Source organism: Solilutibacter silvestris, assembly GCF_002895945.1.
GTDB classification, from domain to species: domain Bacteria; phylum Pseudomonadota; class Gammaproteobacteria; order Xanthomonadales; family Xanthomonadaceae; genus Solilutibacter; species Solilutibacter silvestris.
The window spans coordinates 952,863-969,255 of the sequence record NZ_NPZB01000001.1; the positions used below are offsets into that span (position 1 = coordinate 952,863).

The following is a 16,393-nucleotide window of genomic DNA, read 5'->3' on the forward strand; positions in this document are numbered from 1 at the left end:
CTTTCAGCGTGGTAGCAATCAAACGATATGGATACCACCGATCGCGGTGGCGCATTCATAATGTGAATGGCCTAACCCTTGCAGGTAGGGGCACGTATTGGCGTAAGGACACGACTTGACTGCGAAATTGGTTCTGAATCGCCTCGAAGCCGACAGCATCCGCATCCTGCGTGAGGTCGCGGCCTGTTTCCGCAACCCGGTATTGCTGTATTCGGTCGGCAAGGACAGTTCCGTCCTGATGCATCTGCTGCGCAAGGCGTTTTGGCCGGCCCGCCCGCCGATCCCGCTACTGCACGTCGATACTGGTTGGAAGTTCGCTGAAATGATCGCCTTCCGTGATCGCCGGGTCGCGGAGGAAGGCTTGACGCTGCATGTGCACATCAACCCCGATGGTCTTGCGCAGGGGGTCGGGCCGATCAGCCACGGTGCGACAGTGCATACCGATATCATGAAGACGCAGGGACTCCGCCAGGCGCTGGAGCAGTTCGGCTTCGATGCCGCGATCGGCGGTGCGCGCCGCGACGAGGAAAAGTCGCGCGCCAAGGAACGGGTGTTCTCGTTCCGCAATGCGCAGCATCGTTGGGATCCGCGCCAGCAGCGACCGGAACTGTGGCATCTGTGGAATACCCGGCTTGGCTCCGGTGAAAGCGTGCGCGCGTTCCCGCTCTCCGACTGGACGGAACTCGACGTGTGGGACTACATCGCTCGTGAAGGCATCGAAGTGCCGTCGCTGTATTTCGCGCGCGAACGGCCGGTGGTCGAGCGCGATGGCGCATTGATCATGGTGGATGATGCGCGACTGCCGCTCGCCGCCGGAGAAACACCGGTCATGCGCAAGGTACGTTTCCGCACGCTCGGTTGCTATCCCCTGACCGGCGCGATCGACTCCGATGCCGAAACACTGGATGAAGTGATCGCCGAATTGCGCGCCTCACGGTTGTCGGAACGGCAGGGACGGATGATCGATCATGATCCCCCGGCGTCGATGGAACGCAAGAAGCGCGAGGGTTATTTCTGATGACGACGAATGTTCGCCCGTTGCTGCGCTTCATCACCTGCGGCAGTGTTGATGATGGCAAGAGCACGCTGATCGGTCGCCTGCTGCACGATACCGATTCCCTCACAGACGATCTGCGCAGCACGGCTGGAGGAACTCCCGATTTCGCTGCGCTGCTGGATGGCCTCGAGGACGAGCGCACGCAGGGCATCACCATCGACGTTGCTTACCGCCAATTCGCCACGCCGCATCGACGCTTCATCGTCGCCGATTGCCCCGGCCACGAGCAGTACACCCGCAACATGGCGACCGGCGCATCCACCGCCGATCTTGCCGTGGTGCTGGTCGATGCACGCAAGGGATTGTTGCCGCAGACGTTGCGTCACACCGCGATCGTCGCGATGTTCGGCGTGCGTCGCATCGTACTTGCGGTCAACAAGATGGACGCGGTGGAGTGGTCGCGCGATGTGTTTGAAAGCATCGTTTCCGCGTACCGCGAACATTTGCACCAACTCCACGCGGAACTGGAATTCGACGCGATCCCGCTGTCCGGCCTGACCGGCGACAACGTGGCCGAACCGTCGACGCGAATGCCGTGGTATTCCGGTCCGACGCTGTTGCAGACGCTGGAAGATGCCGTGATTGTTCCTGAAATCGGTGATGCGTTCCGCATGCCGGTGCAGTGGATGAATCGTCTGCCGGATGGACGCGGCTATGCTGGCACGTTGGTGGCGGGAACGGTTTGCATTGGCGACCGCGTGCGCGTCGAACCCGCGGGCACCGAAGCGGTCATCGCGCAGGTGTACGGACCGGATCGAGCATTGGAATCCGCGACGAATGGCGATGCGATCACGCTGGTACTCGATCGTGAACTCGATGTCGCGCGCGGTGATGTGCTGTGCGCCGCCGCTGTACCGGTGCCCACCAGCGACCAGTTCTCGACACGATTGCTGTGGATGGATGCTGAGCCATTGTTGCCAGGGCGTTCCTACACGATGCAGGTGGGCATGCGTAGCGCGCGCGCGACGCTCATGTCGATCAAGCATCGACTGGACGTGGAAACTGGCGCGCAGTTGTCGGCGACGCAAGTACGAATGAACGAAATCGCCTCCTGCGAGTGGCACCTCGACCATCCGATCGCGTTCGAGCCGTTCGTGGTGAATCGCGAGCTCGGTGGCTTCATCCTGGTCGATCGCCACAGCAATGCCACCGCCGGCGCGGGCGTGATCGATTTCGCGCTGCGACGTTCCGGCAATCTCCATTGGCAATCTTTGCTGGTGGATCGTGCATCACGTGCGCGCATCAAGGGCCATCGCGGGCGTTGCCTGTGGCTCACGGGCCTGTCGGGTGCGGGCAAATCGGCGATTGCAGATGCCGTCGAAGCGCAACTCAACCTGCGCGGCGTCCACACCTATCTGCTGGATGGCGACAACGTCCGCCATGGCCTCAATCGCGACCTCGGCTTCACCGCTGCCGATCGCGTCGAGAACATCCGTCGCGTCGCCGAAGTCGCACGGTTGATGGTGGATGCTGGCCTGGTGGTGCTGGTCAGTTTCATTTCGCCGTTCCGTGCCGAGCGCGAGATGGCGCGAGAACTGTTTGGGCCCGGTGAATTCCTGGAAATTTTCGTCGATACGCCGCTGGCGGTGGCGGAATCGCGCGATCCCAAAGGACTCTACGCCAAGGCGCGTGCCGGCAAGCTGCCAAATTTCACCGGCATCGATTCGCCCTACGAAGCGCCGAAACACGCAGAATTGCGCCTGGATACCAGTCGTCAGTCAGTGGCCGAATGCGCGCGGGAAGTACTGGATTTGCTGGATTGACCCTTGTCCATAAGTGCAACGGCCAGTGTCGTCGTGGCCCGCTACACTAACGGGGTTCCGCAATGGATTCCTGCCATGACCGTTTCCAAACTCCAACCGGATGCCAACACCGCACTGTCCGGCATCGTCGCCGACGGCCAGACCCTCGCGGTCGGCGGCTTCGGCCTGTGCGGCATCCCGGAGGCGCTGATCGCCGCGCTGCGTGATTCCGGCGTCAAGAATCTCACCGTCATTTCCAACAACGCTGGCGTCGATGGTTTCGGCCTTGGTCAGCTGCTGACGACGCGACAGATCAAGAAGATGATCTCGTCCTACGTCGGCGAGAACAAGGAATTCGAGCGCCAGTATCTCGGTGGCGAACTCGAACTCGAATTCAATCCGCAGGGCACGCTGGCTGAACGCCTGCGCGCCGGTGGCGCTGGTATCCCGGCGTTCTTCACCGCGACCGGCTACGGCACTGTGGTCGCGGATGGCAAGGAAACCCGTGAATTCGACGGCCGCCACTACGTGATGGAAACCGCGCTCAAGGCAGACGTTGCGCTGGTGAAGGCATGGAAGGCCGATCATGCCGGCAACCTGGTATTCCGCGAAACCGCGCGTAACTTCAATCCCGCCTGTGCGATGGCCGGCAAGACCTGCATCGTCGAAGTGGAAGAACTGGTGGAAACCGGCAGCATCGATCCCGATCATGTCCATCTGCCCGGCATCTATGTCGATCGCATCGTCGTCAACACGCATCCCGAGAAGCGCATCGAACAACGCACCGTGCGTGCCGCAGCGGAGAACAAGTAATGGCCTGGACCCGCGATGAAATGGCGCAGCGCGCCGCGCAGGAATTGACCGACGGCGCCTACGTGAATCTCGGCATCGGCCTGCCGACGCTGGTGGCGAACTACATTCCCGATGGCATGAATGTGTGGTTGCAGAGCGAGAACGGCCTGCTCGGCATCGGCCCATTCCCGACCGAAGACGACATCGATGCCGACCTGATCAACGCCGGCAAGCAGACCGTCACCGCGGTAGCCGGCGCGAGTTTCTTCGGCAGCCACGATTCCTTCGCGATGATCCGCGGTGGCCACATCGATCTCGCCATCCTCGGCGCGATGGAAGTGACCGACAAGGGCGACCTTGCCAACTGGATGGTGCCCGGCAAGATGGTCAAGGGCATGGGCGGCGCGATGGATCTCGTCGCCGGCGTGCGCAAGGTCGTGGTGTTGATGGAACACACCACCAAGACCGGCGAGCCGAAGATCATCCCGCAATGCACGCTGCCGCTGACCGGCCTCGGCGTGGTCAACCGCATCATCACCGAACTCGGCGTGTTCGACGTGACGCCGCAGGGGTTGAAGCTGGTGGAGCTGGCCTCGGGCGTCAGTGTGGATGAGGTGAGGCAGAAGACGGGTGTGGCGGTGCATTGAGGGGCGCGTCGATCCAACGAAAGGCATCGTCTGCTGGTGGCGTTGATTTATTGTGAAAGAAGCTTCGAAAGCGCAGTTTTCGCGAGATCAGGAGAGTAGTGCTCTGCTACGTTGAGTGCACCCGCGCGTGAGAAGTGTTCCCACATTTCTGCGTCGTCATAGACCCGAGCGACCGCGTGCGCGAAGGATTCCGCATCGTCGCCGACCAGCACATCCCCTCCATCCGTCAGATGCATTCCTTCGATGGCGATGGATGTTGCGACGACCGGAATGCCATGGCTCATCGCGGTGTTGATCTTCCCCTTTACTCCGGCGCCGATGCGCAGTGGTGCCACCGAGACTCGGCACCCGGACAGATAGGGTTCCAGGTTGGGAACATGACCGTGGAAGACAATGCCATGCGTTGAGAACTGCGCCAGTTCGCGGTCTTCTATGGCGCCAACGACATGAAGTTCGATGTCAGGCAAGCGTGCTCGGATTGCAGGGAAGAGTTCGCAGGCGAGCCAAGCCAGCGCATCACGATTTGGGGCATGCTGGGTGCCGCCGATGAACAGCAAGCCCGAACGATGGTTGCTGCTGGGGATGCGATCGCGTGGCAGTGGAACATGGATGTTGCCGAGGATCGCTATCTTGACGTCATGCGCGAATCCAGCCAAAGCCGCGCCTTCTATCTCACTGACGACAATGGTGGTGTCTGCCAGAGATGCCGCCCCGACTTCCATCCGTCGGATGCGCGCGGCGGTGGCATTGGCCTGCGGATTACCTTCGATCTCCAATCGGCGTCGTTCGCGCACGAAATGCAGGTCGACGGTATCGAACAGGATGCGGACGCCGGGAGCGAGTGCCTTGATCAGCGGTGCATGCTTGAGTACGGTCTGGAATCGCGATAACCAGACAGCACCAAGTGATTCACGGTGCGCAGCCAGCCAGCGCGGCAAATTTCCGATGCTGTCGACGCAGAATTCAACGCCGCCTACCACTATTTTCCCGGATTGCGCGGGCGGGATCGTGTCCGCGATGAAGGTGACCGACCAACCCATCTCGCCAAGCAGGCGGATGATTTCGACGAGGCGTACCGATCCGGAATCCAGTGACGGATCCGGAAGTGCACGATCGATGATCAGGATCTGTTTTTCACTTGACGAATGCGTCGCTTCGGGCGATGCGGAGCCACGTGCGAGGGTCAAAGCCTTCCGGGTGATGCGTGCCGCTTCCGCAGGATTTCCGGATCGTAACGCGGCTAACGCGAGTCCCGCCCATTCGCGATGTATGCGCGCTTGCCAGCGAATGATTGCGGAAGCGTAATTCACAAATTCTGGTAATTCGGCCCGCTACCGCCTTCCGGCGTGACCCAGGTGATGATCTGGTACGGATCCTTGATGTCGCAGGTCTTGCAGTGCACGCAATTCGCGGAATTGATCTGCAGGCGCTTGCCGCGCGGCATTGCTGCGTCCGCGACCATTTCGTAGACGCCGGCCGGGCAGAAGCGCGTGCACGGGTTGTCGAAATCCTCCGCGCAGGACGTCGCGCAGATGTTGGTGTCGCTGACCTTGAGGTGGACCGGTTGGTCCTCGTCATGCGAGGTCGATGCGAAGAACACGCTTTGCAGGCGATCGCGCGGTGGCAGCGTGCAATCGCCGTAGCCGAGTCGTGTCTGATCCGCAGCAATCGTTTCGCCGGAGGCGACCTTGTCGAGCGTGTTCCAGTCGGCGTGGTTTTTCAGCGTCCACGGCGATAGGCCGCGCGTCAGCGTTTCCCAGCCGGCGTTCGCCAAGCCTAGCCACAAACCTTTATGGAATCCCGGGCGGATGTTGCGCACCTGCTTCAGCTCCGCCATCACCGGTGACTCGCGCAACTTCGCATCCCAACCCGTTGCGGATTTCGTCGCGACCACGTGTTCGGCGGCAAGCATGCCCGCACGCATCGCCTGGTGGGTGCCCTTGATCTTCGGCACATTGAGCAGGCCGGCACTATCGCCGACCAGCATGGCGCCGGGCATCTCCACCTTCGGCAGCGATTGGTAACCGCCTTCGACAATCGCGCGCGCACCGGTCGAAAGGATGTTGCCGCCTTCCAGCAACGGTTTGATGTGCGGATGGTTCTTGAATTGCTGGAACGCTTCGAACGGCGACAGCAACGCATCCTCATAGTCCAGGCCAACCACGAAGCCGATCGCGACGCGATCGTTGTCGAGGTGATAGAGGAAACTGCCGCCGTAGGTCGCGTTGTCCATCGGCCAGCCGATGCTGTGCACGGTCTTCCCTGGCGTGGTGCGGCCGGGCGGCAACTGCCACAGTTCCTTCATGCCGATGCCGTAGGTCTGCGCATCGCACTCCGCATCCAGCGCGAACTTGGCGATGAGTTGTTTCGACAGATGGCCGCGGCAGCCTTCGGCGAGCACGGTGATCGGCGCGACGATGTCGATGCCGGCGGTGTAACCCGCCTTGTGCGAACCGTCCTTGGCCACGCCCATGTCGCCGATGCGCACGCCGCGTACCGCGCCGGCGTCATCGAACAACGGTTCGCTGGCGGCGAAGCCCGGATAGATCTCCACGCCCAGCGCTTCGGCCTGCGGTGCCAGCCATGCGCACAACGCGCCGAGCGAGACGATGAAGTTGCCGTGGTTGTGCATCTGCGGCGGGACGATCGGCGATTTGATCGCGCGCTTGCCGTCGGGCAGGTACCAGAACTCGTCTTCGGTGACCGGCACGCAGATCGGCGGCGGCGCCTCGCGCCAGCCCGGGAGCAGGGCATCGAGCGGGGCGGGTTCGATCACCGCGCCGGAGAGGATTTGCGCGCCGATGGTCGAGGCCTTCTCGATCACGCAGACCGAGGTCTCTGGATTGAGTTGCTTGAGGCGGATGGCGAAGGACAGGCCGGCTGGGCCGGCGCCGACCACGACGACGTCGTACTCCATTACATCGCGCTCGATCTCGCTCATGCCGTGTTCCTCGTCGATATGACTGCGATTGTCCGGGTTTCACGCCGATGCGGCAAACTCGGGCCATGGCCGACCCCGTGCCCGATCCCGATGTGCTGCTGGAACGCGGCTGGTTGCCGCCGGAGGCTGCGGATCGCCTATGCGTGACGCTGCTGGGCGAGCTGCCATGGTCGGTGCATCGCATCCGCATGTTCGGGCGCTGGGTGGATTCGCCGCGCCTGAGTTGCTGGCTGGGCGATCCCGGCACCGATTACGCCTATTCGGGCGGACATTTCGAACCACTGCCGTGGCCGCCGATCCTGGCGGAATTGCGCGATCGACTGGCGATCGAACTCGGCGCACCGTTCAACAGCGCGTTGGCCAATCTCTATCGCGACGGTAACGACTACGTCGGCTGGCATCGCGACAACGAGCGCGAGCTCGGGGCGCATCCGTTCATTGCTTCGATCAGTCTTGGCGCATCACGGCGTTTCGTGTTGCGCGCGAATGACGATGCGCAGCGTCAGATGGAATGGACGCTTGAACATGGCGATCTGCTGGTGATGGCGGGCAGCACGCAGCAGTACTGGAAACACGCATTGCCGAAGAGCGCGAAGGTGAAGCAGCCGCGCATCAATCTCACGTTTCGCGTGGTGCGGCCGTAAGAGCATCGCCCGGCTGTGCGCCTTTCAAGTCTCTGAAAAGCAACAACACGCGCGCGGCCACGCCAGCCAGCGCGTGCTTTAGCGCCGATTCGCCATCGCACCCAGCGCCCAGCCAGCGATATCCGCGCTGTCCTTCGCCAACGCCTGCTGGAATGCCTGCGCCACCGCCGGAACCGCAGCCGATGAAGCCGGCGCTTCCGCATGGAACAACCGATAGGCGATCACGCTGCCATCGTTGGAGACCACGCGTGCAGCGATTTCCACCACTGCGTTCGGCGTGGCACCACCGGCGTAATCGGAATCGAAACGGCGAATGTCCATCGCCAGATTGAAATCGCCGTTGATGTCGCCGCCACGCACGGCCACGCCCTTGAGGCGACCACTGTCCTCCAGCACCTGCAGCACCGATCGCTGCACCATTTCCGGCGGCGGTTCCGCCCAGACGGCGCCGTGATACACCTGCAATTCGCCCGGTGTCGGCCGCACCACGATGCGCGGATCGGCCAGCATGCGTTCCGCCGTCGGCCGCGCGATCACCAGTTGCGTGCGCACTTGCGGCCACGACGGCTCGGGCGCAACGTGCGATAGCGCGCTATGGATCGTCATGTCCTGTTGCTTGGGCAGGATGCTGCAGCCGCCGAGCATGGCCAATGCGGCAATGGCGGATAGGAAGCGCAGGCGCTTCATTCGTATGGACTTCATTTCGGCGTGAACTCCTTCGTCTGCTGGCGACCCAGGATGTAACCAGCCGGATTGCGGTTGAGGCCGTCGGCGACGCCACGCAGATCGCGTGTCAGCGCGCGCAACTCTTCCAGCGTCGGCGCCAGTTGCTGCAGGCCGTCGCGGGTGAAGCCGCGCAACGGCGCGCGATTTTCATCGATCAGCGCATTGGCGTTCTGGCCCGCCGATTGCAGCGAGGCGATGGTCTTGTCGAGCTTGTCCATCGTCGCCGGCAACTTGTCGATCACCCCGCGATCCACCTTGTCGAGGGCGCCATTGGCGGTCTTGAGCGTGGCGCGCAGATCGTCGCTGGCGAGGCGTGCGTTCACCAGCAGCTTGCCGATGTCCTCGCGCTGCGCGGCGATGCTGTCGGTGGTGGACTTGAGGTTTTCCAGCGTCGCGGAAATACGCTTGATGTTGTCTTCGCTCAGCATCTCGTCGAGGCGCGTCACCAGCTTGCTGGCGGTATCGGCGATGTTCTGCAGTGTCGATGGTTCGGTCTGGATGAGTGGAATCTCGTCGCTTTCGCTCGGCAGCAGTGCTGCGGCTTGCGGCGAACCGCCCGAGAGCTGGATGAACGGGCTGCCGGTGATGCCCTGCTGCGACAGTTTGGCGCGGGTATCGACCTTGATCGGTGCGTCGGCACTGAGCTTCAGCAACGCGCGCACCCGGCGCGGATCGCGAGGATCAAGCTTGAGGCGTTCCACCGTGCCGACGCTGATGCCGTTGTACTGCACCGACGATCCCTCGCTGAGGCCAGTCACTGCCTCGTTGAAGATCACTTCGTAGCGGTTCCAGTTGCGGTCGGAGGCGAATTTCGCCGCCCACAGGCCGAACAGCAGCAAGCCCACCGAGACTATCAGCGTGAAGGCACCAATGAGAACGTAATTGGCTTTGGTTTCCATCGTTTAACCAACAGTATGGTCGGTGAGGTTGCGCAAATGGATAGTTTGCGCCGCGCGCGCCCGTGGGCCGTGAAAATATTCCTGCACCCACGGTTGATCGTAGCGTTCCACTTCCGACAGCGGTGCGTTGATCAGCACCTTGCGGTCGGCGAGTACCGCGACACGATCGCAGATGGCATACAGGGTATCGAGATCGTGGGTGATGAGGAACACCGTCAGCCCGAGTGCGTGTTTGAGGGTGAGGATGAGTTCATCAAACTGCGAGGCGCCAATGGGATCAAGGCCGGCAGTGGGTTCATCCAGAAAGAGGATGGGTGGATCGAGCGCCAACGCCCGTGCCAGCCCGGCGCGCTTGCGCATGCCGCCCGACAACTGCGATGGCAACTTGGCGACGGCATCGGCAGGCAGGCCCGCGAGCTTGACCTTGAGCAGCGCGAGTTCCTTGCGGATGCGCGGATCGAGATCGGGATGATGTTCCTTCAGCGGCACTTCGACGTTCTCGCCGACGGTCAGCGATGAAAACAGCGCGCCATCCTGGAACAGCACGCCGGTATTGCGTTCGATGGCGTGGCGATCGGCACTGCTGCCGAAGGGATTGTGGCCGAGCACGCGCACGCTGCCGGCAGCGGGTTCGTTGAGGCCGAGGATCGTGCGCATCAGCACCGACTTGCCGGTGCCCGATCCGCCAACGATGCCCTGGATTTCGCCAGTGCGAACGTCGAGGTCGAGGTCGTCATGCACGACCTGCGCACCGAAACGGTTCACCAATCCGCGCACGCGAATCGCGAGACCGGCATCGTCGTCGTGGTGTTCGGTGGTGGTGCGATGCTTCTCCATCAGAATCCCATGTACATGAACCACATCGCGGCCAGTGCATCCAGCACGATCACCAGCGCGATCGATTGCACCACGCTGGCGGTGGTGCGTTCGCCCACCGATTGCGCGGTGCCTTCCACCTGCAGGCCTTGCAGGCAACCGATCAGGGCGATGATCATCGCGAAGAACGGCGCCTTGGTGATGCCGACCACGAAGTGGCGAACCTCGATCGTGCTCTCCATGCGCGACATCCACGCCTGCATCGGGATGTCGAGGCTGATCGCGCCGACCGCCATGCCGCCGGCCAGGCCCGCCAGCATTGCCAGGAAGGTGAGCAGCGGCAACATCACCAGCAGCGCGATCACGCGCGGGATCACCAGTACGTCGACCGGATCGAGGCCGAGCGTGCGCATCGCGTCGACTTCCTCGCGACTGACCATCGCGCCGATTTGCGCGGCAAACGCGCTGGCGGTGCGACCGGCCAGCAGGATCGCCGTCAGCAGCACGGCGAACTCGCGCAGGAAGGAGATGTCGACCAGTTCCACCACGAAGATGGTCGCGCCGAAATCCTTGAGCACATTGGCGCCGAGGAAGGCGATCACCGCACCGACCAGGAAGTTGAGCAGCAGGATCAGCGGCACCGCGTCGAGGCCGACCTGCTCCATCTGGAACACCACCGAGGTCAAGCGGATCCGCTGCGGCTGGCCGACCAGGCGCACCATCTTCGCCAGCGTTTCGCCGAGGAAAGCGACCAGGGTGACGATCTGTTGCCAGTTGCGCACCACGCTGCGACCCATGCGATCGAGCGCGGCGAGGACGCCGTAATCGCGCGGTGGTTCAGGGCGGTCGTCCGAGACTTCGCGGATCGCTTCGATCAGCGCGGCTTGGTTGTCATTGAAGCGGATCGCGTCTTCGCCGATGTTGGCGATGCGCGCCAGATGCAACAGCGCCAGAGCGCCCAGCGAATCCAGCGTGACGACGGCGCTGGCATCGATCGTGCGTGCCGGACCCGGCGTGGTGTCCTTGGTCAACGCGATGATCGTGTCGACGTGGCGCAGCGTCCAATCGCCGCCAAGCAACAGTGTGGCGCCGTCGCGGCGCAAGGTGGGGCGGGCAGTGGAATCCGGATCGGCCATGGTGTCGGGGAGCGGCAATCCTGCAAGCCTACCGCGTCGTTGCTGAGCGTTGTGTTGCGACATGCGATCCTATGCCGATGCCGTCGATTCCCGCCCATGCCGCACCGTTCCAGGCCCGTGTCGATTTTCTCGTCGCGCTGGCCACGCATCTCCACACCTGCGGCACCACCGCGCAACGCCTCGAAGGCGCGGTGCTGGGCATGGCGCGGCGGTTGAAGGTGGAATGTGAACCGTGGTCGAACCCGACCGGGATGATCCTGTCGTTCCGCGATCCCGCGCAGACGAGTCCGCTCACCGAAACGCGCGTGGTGCGGCTGAGTCCGGGCGATACCGATCTCTACCGGCTCAGTGAAACCGATCGCATCGCCGAGGAAGTGATCGACGGTCGCATCGATCCGAAGAAGGGCTACGAGGAACTGCGCGCACTGGATGCACGACGCAAGCCGCAGCGGTTCTGGACGATGGTGGCGAGTTTCGGGTTGATCTCGCTGGCGATCGCCGCGGTGTTGCGCTTGCCGTGGCTGGATATCGCCACCGCCGGCGTCGCCGGGATGTTGATCGGCGGCTGGATGAATTACACCAACCGCCGCAGCGCGCTGAAGGAAAGCTCGGAGGCGATGGCCGGCATCCTCGCCGCGCTGGTGGCGATCCTGGTCGCGGCCTACGTCGGGCCGCTCAATCTCAACACCGTCATCATCGCGTCGCTGGTGGTGCTGCTGCCGGGCATGGCGTTCACCAACGCCATCAACGAACTCACCAGCCAGCATCTGGTGTCGGGCACGGCGCGTTTCGCCGGTGCGTTGACGCTGATCCTCAAGCTCACCATCGGCGTGATGATCGCGTTCGCCTGCACGGAGGCACTCGGTATCGATCCGCAGATCCGCTACGCGCGACCGCAGCCGGACTGGGTGGAATACGCCGGATTACTGCTCGCTGCGGCAACCTTCAGCGTGGTCTTCCGTGCCGATCGTCGCGATGTCCCGGTGGTGATGGCGGCGGCGATCGCCGGTTACCTGATTTCGCGTTTTGCCGGACAGGCGGGCGATGGCGTCGCCGGAACCTTCCTCGCCGCGTTCGCGATGACCGCCATCGGCAATGCCTGGGCGCGCCACTACAACCGACCGGGCGCGATCGTGCGACTGCCGGGCATCATCATGCTGGTGCCGGGAAGCGCCAGCCTGCGCGGCCTGATGACGATGGTGCAGGAACAGAACGCATCGACCGGGCAGGCGGCGCTGCTGACGGTGCTCAACATCCTCGGCGCGCTGGTCGCCGGCCTGCTGTTCGGCAACCTGGTGATTTCGGCGCGTCGCAATCTCTGACGCACCACCTGCCTCAACCGGTCTGGAAGTCCTTGCTGGAACCAGGAGGTGGTGGCGGTGCCACGGCCATCGCCAGCATGGGCGGTGGCGGCAGCTTCTTCTTGGCGGTAGCCGCCTTGTTGCCAGCGGCTTTCTTGGCTGCAGCTTTCTTCGGTGCAGCCTTTTTTGCGGTCTTCTTCGTGGTCATGTCGCGTCCTTGGTCATGAGCTGGCGGAGAAGAATTCTCGCTCGTCAGGCACCGAGCCTGACGAGCAGTGCGTCACGGTCCAGCGACTCCGCTTCGCTGGCGCGACGGTGACGATACTCGAATTGGCCGGCAGCGAGGCCGCGCTCCGACACCACCACCCGATGCGGGATGCCGATCAGCTCCATGTCGGCGAACATCGAGCCGGGGCGCAGGCCGCGATCGTCCAGCAGGGTGTCGATGCCGCGTTGCTGCAATTCCTCGTACAAGGCTTCGGCGGCGGCAGTGACGGCGGGGTCGTTCTTGGGGTTGATCATGCACACCGCGACCGTCCACGGCGCCATCGTGTCGGGCCAGATGATGCCGGCGTCGTCGTGGTTCTGCTCGATCGCCGCGGCAACAATGCGCGAGACGCCGACGCCGTAGCAGCCCATCAGCGGATGCACGGCGCGGCCATTGGCGTCGAGCACGGTAGCGTTCATCGCCTGCGAATACTTGTCACCCAATGCGAAGACGTGGCCGACCTCGATGCCGCGGGCGATGCCGAGCGTGCCGTGACCGTCGGGCGAGGGATCGCCGGCAATGACATTGCGGATGTCGGCGACTTCCGCTTCCGCCAGGTCGCGGCTCCAGTTGACGCCGGCGATGTGGAAGCCGGGCTTGTTGGCGCCGACCACGAAATCGGCCATCGCCGCCACGCTGCGATCAGCAATCACGCGGATCGGCTTCTTCGCGTTGAGCGGGCCAAGGAAGCCGGGTTCGCTGCCGAGGTGTTCCATGATCTCGTCTTCGGTCGCCATGCGGTATTCGCCGAGGCCAGCCAGTTTCGTCAACTTGATCTCGTTGACGGCGTGATCGCCGCGCACCAGCGCCAGCACGAATTGATCGTTGCCATCGGCATCGACACCCATCACCGCGACCGACTTCACCGTGCGTTGCAGCGGAATGCCCATCAGCGCGGCGACGTCCTCGCAGGTCTTCTGAGTTGGCGTGGCGATGTCGCGCAATGCTTCCGTCGCGGCCGGACGCGCGCCCGGCGAAACCGCTTCGGCCAGTTCGACATTGGCGGCGTAATCGGAACCATCCGACCACGCCAGCGCGTCTTCGCCGGAGTTGGCCAGTACGTGGAATTCGTGCGAGGCAGTGCCGCCGATCGCGCCGGTATCGGCGAACACCGCGCGGAACTTCAAGCCGAGGCGGGTGAAGATGCGGGTGTAAGCGTCGTACATCGTGCGATAGCCTGCATCCAGTGATGCGGCATCGAGGTGGAAGGAATAGGCATCCTTCATCACGAATTCGCGCGCGCGCATCACCCCGAAGCGCGGACGGATTTCGTCGCGGAACTTGGTGCTGATCTGGTAGAGATTGATCGGCAGCTGCTTGTAGCTGGTCAGCTCGTTGCGCGCGAACTCGGTCACCGCTTCCTCGGCGGTGGGGCTGAAGCAGTATTCCTGCTCCTTGCGATCCTTGATCTTCAGCAGTTGTCCGCCGAACTTCTGCCAGCGCCCGGTTTCCTCCCACAAATCCATGGGCTGGATCAGCGGCAGCGCCATCTCGATCGCGCCGGCGCGGTTCATCTCCTCGCGGACGATGCCTTCGACCTTGCGCATCACCCGCAGTCCCAGCGGCGACCAGGTGTAGAGGCCAGCAGCGAGCTTGCGAATCATCCCGGCCTTCAGCATCAGGCGATGGCTGATGATCTCGGCCTCGGCGGGGGTTTCTTTCTCGGTCCTGAGGTGGAATTGCGACAGGCGCATTTGCGCGATTTCCCGAACGACAACCGTGGATTGTGCCATGCAGCAGCCAGACAGGCTTCCGCAGGGGCGATACACTGCCGCGGATGACTGACAAGACCCCGTCGCCCGCGCGCCGCAGCGTCTACCTGCTGCCCAACCTGTTCACCACCGGAGCACTGTTCTCCGGCTTTTACTCGATCATTGCCTCGTCGCAGGGGCTGGTGGAGCACGCCTGCATCGCCATCTTCATCGCCGCCATCCTCGATGGGCTGGATGGCCGCGTCGCGCGCCTGACCAATACCCAGAGCGAATTTGGCGTGCAGTACGACTCGCTGTCCGACCTGATCAGTTTCGGCATGGCGCCGGCGCTGCTGGTCTACCACTGGTCGCTGGAATCGCTGCGCGACCAGGGCGCGACCGCCGGCAAGCTCGGCTGGCTGGCGGCCTTCCTCTACGCGGCCTGTGCGGCGCTGCGGCTGGCGCGCTTCAACAGCCAGGTCGGCAGCGTCGACAAGCGCTGGTTCATCGGGCTCGCCAGCCCGGCGGCGGCGGCGGTGCTGGCGAGCTTCGTGTGGACATTCCACGGACTGGGCTGGACCGATGGTGATGAATTGAGCCTGCCGATCCTGGCGCTGACGGTGATCGTCGCGCTGCTGATGGTGAGCCGCGTGCGCTACACCAGCTTCAAGGGCAGTAGTGACGGGCCGCGCTCGGAGCGTGTGCCGTTCGTGGTACTGGTGCTGGTGGTGATCGCGTTGATCGCGCTGGCACTGGCGCCTGCGCGCACCTTGCTATGTGTCTTCGGACTGTATGCATTGTCGGGGCCGGTGATGCTGTTGAAGCGGCGCCGGCCGGGAGCGACTGCATGAGTTGGGATGCCTTCCAGCGCGAAGCGTTGGCGGAACTCGGGATCGAGGTCTATGCGCTGGGCGGCACGTCCGCCGCGCCTGAGCTGATCGATGCGCCTGTCGCGAATTCGTCCGCGCAAACCGCCGATGTGTTGTTGCGTCACCTGTTGAAGGCGGCGGGCGGCGATGCGCGCGAACAGGACGTGCTGGCGTTGGCGCAGCCGTTGTCGGGATTGCGCGGCAATGCCGCCGCCAAGCGCGCGTTGTGGCCATTGCTGAGGGGAATGCGACGGCTGTGAGCGCGGTGACGACGCCACCGCCGATGCCGGCAGGCCGTTTGCGCCCGATCCGCGAGAGTGATCTCGATGCGGTGATGGCGGTGGAGGAACGCGGGTATCCGCATCCGTGGTCGCGCGCAGTGTTCCGCGATTGCCTGCGCGCCGGGTATTCGGCATGGATGCTGGAAGACGGTGTCGGCGAGGTGCTCGGTTACGGCGTGCTGAGCCACGCGCTCGACGAATGCCATTTGCTGAATCTGTGCGTCGATCCGCGGGTGCAGTCGCGCGGGGTGGGGCGATCGTTGTTGATGTCGCTGCTGCAATTGGCACGTGCGCGCGGCGCGCGACAGATGTTCCTGGAAGTACGGCCGTCGAACACGCGTGCGGTCGCGCTGTACCACGACATCGGCTTCAACGAGATCGGGCGGCGCCCGCGCTATTACCCCGCCGCAAATGGTCAGCGCGAAGACGCGATCGTGATGGCGATGGAGTTGTTGGATTAGCACGCGCGTGGCCCGCGGGCGGCCCGCCCACTGCGCGGGACGCCGTAAATACGTCCATGTAGGCTCGACTCGGCATCCTGCCTCGTATGCCCGCGCATCGGGCAGGCCACCCACTGGCCGCG

General features: G+C 63.5%; 17 protein-coding genes. 9 read left to right on the forward strand and 8 right to left on the reverse strand.

Annotation, left to right across the window (positions count from 1 at the left end):
• Positions 1-115: 115 nt before the first annotated feature.
• The 4 genes from cysD (at position 116) to Lysil_RS04335 (ending at position 4,238) form a co-directional block, all read left to right on the forward strand.
• Positions 116-1,018, forward strand: a complete 903-nt coding sequence (cysD, locus tag Lysil_RS04320; RefSeq protein ID WP_103074299.1) for a sulfate adenylyltransferase subunit CysD — start codon at positions 116-118, stop codon at positions 1,016-1,018.
• Positions 1,018-2,820 (forward strand): adenylyl-sulfate kinase, encoded by a 1,803-nt coding sequence (gene cysC / locus Lysil_RS04325; protein ID WP_103074300.1) that lies wholly within the window; start codon positions 1,018-1,020, stop codon positions 2,818-2,820. Before cysD ends, cysC begins: the two co-directional genes overlap by 1 nt.
• Before the next feature lie 75 nt (positions 2,821-2,895).
• Entirely contained in the window at positions 2,896-3,612 is a 717-nt protein-coding gene (locus Lysil_RS04330; protein ID WP_103074301.1) for a CoA transferase subunit A, read from the forward strand.
• Positions 3,612-4,238 (forward strand): CoA transferase subunit B, encoded by a 627-nt coding sequence (locus Lysil_RS04335; protein ID WP_103074302.1) that lies wholly within the window; start codon positions 3,612-3,614, stop codon positions 4,236-4,238. The genes Lysil_RS04330 and Lysil_RS04335 overlap by 1 nt, the downstream gene beginning before the upstream one ends.
• A 47-nt stretch (positions 4,239-4,285) precedes the next feature.
• On the opposite strand, the gene Lysil_RS04340 is transcribed toward Lysil_RS04335, so the two are convergent.
• Complete coding sequence (locus Lysil_RS04340; RefSeq protein ID WP_129588358.1) at positions 4,286-5,548, reverse strand: glycosyltransferase; 1,263 nt, start codon at positions 5,546-5,548, stop codon at positions 4,286-4,288.
• On the reverse strand, positions 5,545-7,179 hold the full coding sequence (locus Lysil_RS04345; RefSeq protein ID WP_103074304.1) for an electron transfer flavoprotein-ubiquinone oxidoreductase: 1,635 nt from the start codon (positions 7,177-7,179) through the stop codon (positions 5,545-5,547). Before Lysil_RS04345 ends, Lysil_RS04340 begins: the two co-directional genes overlap by 4 nt.
• Positions 7,180-7,244: 65 nt before the next feature.
• Between Lysil_RS04345 and Lysil_RS04350 the strand changes: the two genes are divergently transcribed.
• The gene (locus tag Lysil_RS04350) at positions 7,245-7,823 is read left to right on the forward strand and encodes an alpha-ketoglutarate-dependent dioxygenase AlkB family protein (protein WP_103074305.1); all 579 of its coding nucleotides are present in this window, start codon (positions 7,245-7,247) and stop codon (positions 7,821-7,823) included.
• Between the two features lie 78 nt (positions 7,824-7,901).
• Here Lysil_RS04350 and Lysil_RS04355 read toward each other — a convergent pair whose 3' ends face one another.
• The 4 genes from Lysil_RS04355 to Lysil_RS04370 are packed head-to-tail and all read right to left on the reverse strand — an operon-like array spanning position 7,902 to position 11,400.
• The gene (locus Lysil_RS04355) at positions 7,902-8,525 is read right to left on the reverse strand and encodes an ABC-type transport auxiliary lipoprotein family protein (protein ID WP_103074306.1); all 624 of its coding nucleotides are present in this window, start codon (positions 8,523-8,525) and stop codon (positions 7,902-7,904) included.
• Positions 8,522-9,448, reverse strand: coding sequence for an MlaD family protein (locus Lysil_RS04360; RefSeq protein ID WP_103074307.1), 927 nt, complete (start codon positions 9,446-9,448; stop codon positions 8,522-8,524). Before Lysil_RS04360 ends, Lysil_RS04355 begins: the two co-directional genes overlap by 4 nt.
• Positions 9,449-9,451: 3 nt before the next feature.
• A complete protein-coding gene (locus Lysil_RS04365) occupies positions 9,452-10,285 on the reverse strand; it encodes an ABC transporter ATP-binding protein (protein ID WP_103074308.1) in 834 nt (277 codons plus the stop codon).
• Positions 10,285-11,400: an MlaE family ABC transporter permease gene (locus Lysil_RS04370; protein WP_103074309.1), complete on the reverse strand. Its 1,116-nt coding sequence runs from the start codon at positions 11,398-11,400 to the stop codon at positions 10,285-10,287. Before Lysil_RS04370 ends, Lysil_RS04365 begins: the two co-directional genes overlap by 1 nt.
• 77 nt (positions 11,401-11,477) lie before the next feature.
• On the opposite strand from Lysil_RS04370, the gene Lysil_RS04375 reads away from it, so the two are divergent.
• On the forward strand, positions 11,478-12,722 hold the full coding sequence (locus Lysil_RS04375; protein ID WP_425477116.1) for a threonine/serine exporter family protein: 1,245 nt from the start codon (positions 11,478-11,480) through the stop codon (positions 12,720-12,722).
• Between the two features lie 13 nt (positions 12,723-12,735).
• On the opposite strand, the gene Lysil_RS13360 is transcribed toward Lysil_RS04375, so the two are convergent.
• Both Lysil_RS13360 and Lysil_RS04380 read right to left on the reverse strand, forming a co-directional pair.
• The gene (locus tag Lysil_RS13360) at positions 12,736-12,909 is read right to left on the reverse strand and encodes a hypothetical protein (protein WP_165782322.1); all 174 of its coding nucleotides are present in this window, start codon (positions 12,907-12,909) and stop codon (positions 12,736-12,738) included.
• A 44-nt stretch (positions 12,910-12,953) separates the two neighbouring features.
• Positions 12,954-14,663 (reverse strand): proline--tRNA ligase, encoded by a 1,710-nt coding sequence (locus tag Lysil_RS04380; RefSeq protein ID WP_103074311.1) that lies wholly within the window; start codon positions 14,661-14,663, stop codon positions 12,954-12,956.
• A gap of 83 nt (positions 14,664-14,746) precedes the next feature.
• Between Lysil_RS04380 and pssA the strand changes: the two genes are divergently transcribed.
• The 3 genes from pssA to rimI are packed head-to-tail and all read left to right on the forward strand — an operon-like array spanning position 14,747 to position 16,271.
• Positions 14,747-15,511: a CDP-diacylglycerol--serine O-phosphatidyltransferase gene (gene pssA / locus Lysil_RS04385; RefSeq protein ID WP_103074312.1), complete on the forward strand. Its 765-nt coding sequence runs from the start codon at positions 14,747-14,749 to the stop codon at positions 15,509-15,511.
• Positions 15,508-15,789, forward strand: coding sequence for a hypothetical protein (locus Lysil_RS13685; protein ID WP_103074313.1), 282 nt, complete (start codon positions 15,508-15,510; stop codon positions 15,787-15,789). Before pssA ends, Lysil_RS13685 begins: the two co-directional genes overlap by 4 nt.
• Positions 15,786-16,271, forward strand: coding sequence for a ribosomal protein S18-alanine N-acetyltransferase (rimI, locus tag Lysil_RS04395; RefSeq protein ID WP_425477118.1), 486 nt, complete (start codon positions 15,786-15,788; stop codon positions 16,269-16,271). Before Lysil_RS13685 ends, rimI begins: the two co-directional genes overlap by 4 nt.
• Positions 16,272-16,393: the final 122 nt, after the last annotated feature.

What these genes read in the sequence shown, in the direction of transcription:
- cysC (WP_103074300.1), top strand. Translation starts at nt 1,018, where the DNA reads ATGACGACGAATGTTCGCCCGTTGCTGCGCTTCATCACCTGCGGCAGT.
- Lysil_RS04330 (WP_103074301.1), top strand. Translation starts at nt 2,896, where the DNA reads ATGACCGTTTCCAAACTCCAACCGGATGCCAACACCGCACTGTCCGGC.
- Lysil_RS04335 (WP_103074302.1), top strand. Translation starts at nt 3,612, where the DNA reads ATGGCCTGGACCCGCGATGAAATGGCGCAGCGCGCCGCGCAGGAATTG.
- Lysil_RS04345 (WP_103074304.1), bottom strand. Translation starts at nt 7,179, where the DNA reads ATGAGCGAGATCGAGCGCGATGTAATGGAGTACGACGTCGTCGTGGTC.
- Lysil_RS04350 (WP_103074305.1), top strand. Translation starts at nt 7,245, where the DNA reads ATGGCCGACCCCGTGCCCGATCCCGATGTGCTGCTGGAACGCGGCTGG.
- Lysil_RS04355 (WP_103074306.1), bottom strand. Translation starts at nt 8,525, where the DNA reads ATGAAGTCCATACGAATGAAGCGCCTGCGCTTCCTATCCGCCATTGCC.
- Lysil_RS04360 (WP_103074307.1), bottom strand. Translation starts at nt 9,448, where the DNA reads ATGGAAACCAAAGCCAATTACGTTCTCATTGGTGCCTTCACGCTGATA.
- Lysil_RS04365 (WP_103074308.1), bottom strand. Translation starts at nt 10,285, where the DNA reads ATGGAGAAGCATCGCACCACCACCGAACACCACGACGACGATGCCGGT.
- Lysil_RS04370 (WP_103074309.1), bottom strand. Translation starts at nt 11,400, where the DNA reads ATGGCCGATCCGGATTCCACTGCCCGCCCCACCTTGCGCCGCGACGGC.
- Lysil_RS04375 (WP_425477116.1), top strand. Translation starts at nt 11,478, where the DNA reads ATGCCGTCGATTCCCGCCCATGCCGCACCGTTCCAGGCCCGTGTCGAT.
- Lysil_RS13360 (WP_165782322.1), bottom strand. Translation starts at nt 12,909, where the DNA reads ATGACCACGAAGAAGACCGCAAAAAAGGCTGCACCGAAGAAAGCTGCA.
- Lysil_RS04380 (WP_103074311.1), bottom strand. Translation starts at nt 14,663, where the DNA reads ATGCGCCTGTCGCAATTCCACCTCAGGACCGAGAAAGAAACCCCCGCC.
- pssA (WP_103074312.1), top strand. Translation starts at nt 14,747, where the DNA reads ATGACTGACAAGACCCCGTCGCCCGCGCGCCGCAGCGTCTACCTGCTG.
- Lysil_RS13685 (WP_103074313.1), top strand. Translation starts at nt 15,508, where the DNA reads ATGAGTTGGGATGCCTTCCAGCGCGAAGCGTTGGCGGAACTCGGGATC.